This is a genomic window from Roseicella aerolata, assembly GCF_020523605.1.
In the GTDB taxonomy this organism is placed as follows: domain Bacteria; phylum Pseudomonadota; class Alphaproteobacteria; order Acetobacterales; family Acetobacteraceae; genus Paracraurococcus; species Paracraurococcus aerolatus.
Map to the genome: position 1 here is coordinate 1 of NZ_JAJAQI010000158.1, position 1,140 is coordinate 1,140.

At 65.6% G+C, this 1,140-nt stretch carries 2 protein-coding genes; one reads left to right on the forward strand and one right to left on the reverse strand.

Annotated elements, in window-relative coordinates:
- Window positions 1-194: 194 nt before the first annotated feature.
- A complete protein-coding gene (locus LHA35_RS28305; protein WP_226615217.1) occupies window positions 195-653 on the forward strand; it encodes a hypothetical protein in 459 nt (152 codons plus the stop codon).
- A gap of 298 nt (window positions 654-951) precedes the next feature.
- Here the strand turns inward: LHA35_RS28305 and LHA35_RS28310 are convergent.
- Window positions 952-1,140: hypothetical protein (locus LHA35_RS28310; RefSeq protein WP_408902378.1), on the reverse strand; the 189-nt coding region annotated here is incomplete at its 5' end.

The following is a 1,140-nucleotide window of genomic DNA, read 5'->3' on the forward strand; positions in this document are numbered from 1 at the left end:
TCAGCTTCATCGAGGCCTGGTACAACCCAGCCAGGCTTCACTCAGCCCTGGGCTACCGCTCGCCCATGACTTACGAGAAAGAGGAACAGCAAGCCGTCACCGCAGACCCGTAATCAGCCAAGCCTATCAACTGTCCACGAGAACGGGCCAAACCCAGTTATGTTCATGGCGATGGGAGCAGCGGCGGGGGCGTGATGGACTTGGCCGAAGTCAGGCCGACGGCCTGGATGGACCGCTGGACGGTGCTGGACCTCGGTGACGGGCTTGCCCTGTTCGGCTTCGCGCCCGAGTTGCGGCGGAGAAGCGGCCTGTCCTGGATGCGGAGCGCACCGCTTGTCCGGCTTGATCTGCGACTCAGCCTGGCGATGACCGAGGGCGGCATCGTCTACGGCCTCGGCCGCCGCTTCCGGCTCGAGGACCTCACCGACGAGGAGGGGTGGGCCGCCCTGCAGCTCCTGGCGGAGCGGTGGTTCGGCGGCCGGGTGGTACCGCGCGACGACCTCGCCGCGGCGAAGTGGCTGGCCTCACAGGCCATGGTCCGGTGGCTGGACGTCGCGCCGCCGCCCATGAAAGACCATGGCCTCGTGGAGCGGTTCCTTGATGCCTACGGGGAGGTCTACTTGGCCCGCCGAAGGAACCGGCAGCCTGCCTGATCATCGGCGAGGCCGGACTTGCCATCCACCGCTCAAGTCGTGCTCCAGCTCTGCGGATCGCCAAGGCCGCGATTCCGCAACTCAGCGAAGTGGGTCGTCAGCTCGCGGCAGCGAAATCGGCGATAGCTCCAGGCCGTGCGCTCCGGCCAGCTCGTTACACAGACAGAGCCGTGGGCCACACAGTCCATCCGCGCTTCCGCTCCGCTGGTCCCAGCCAAACGGACCGCCTGTGGCGTGAATCTTGATAGATCTTTTCCTGCGGAAGCCCGGATGCGTGATCGCATCCGGGCTGTTGGGATCAGAGCGGGTCGACGTAGAAGGCGATGCCTTCGTAGTTGAACATGGGCAGGTTGGCCATGACGCTGTCTCGCTCCGCCACCGAGGTGGTGTAGAAATGCGCCCCGGTGGTCGGGTTGTAGAAGCGGAAGAGCGACATCTGCCCGGCCTCGGCGGAGCTGAAGGCCTGGTAGGCGATGCCTTCGTAGCT

Coding starts and splice junctions, on each gene's coding strand:
- LHA35_RS28305 (WP_226615217.1), top strand. CDS start 195: ATGGACTTGGCCGAAGTCAGGCCGACGGCCTGGATGGACCGCTGGACG.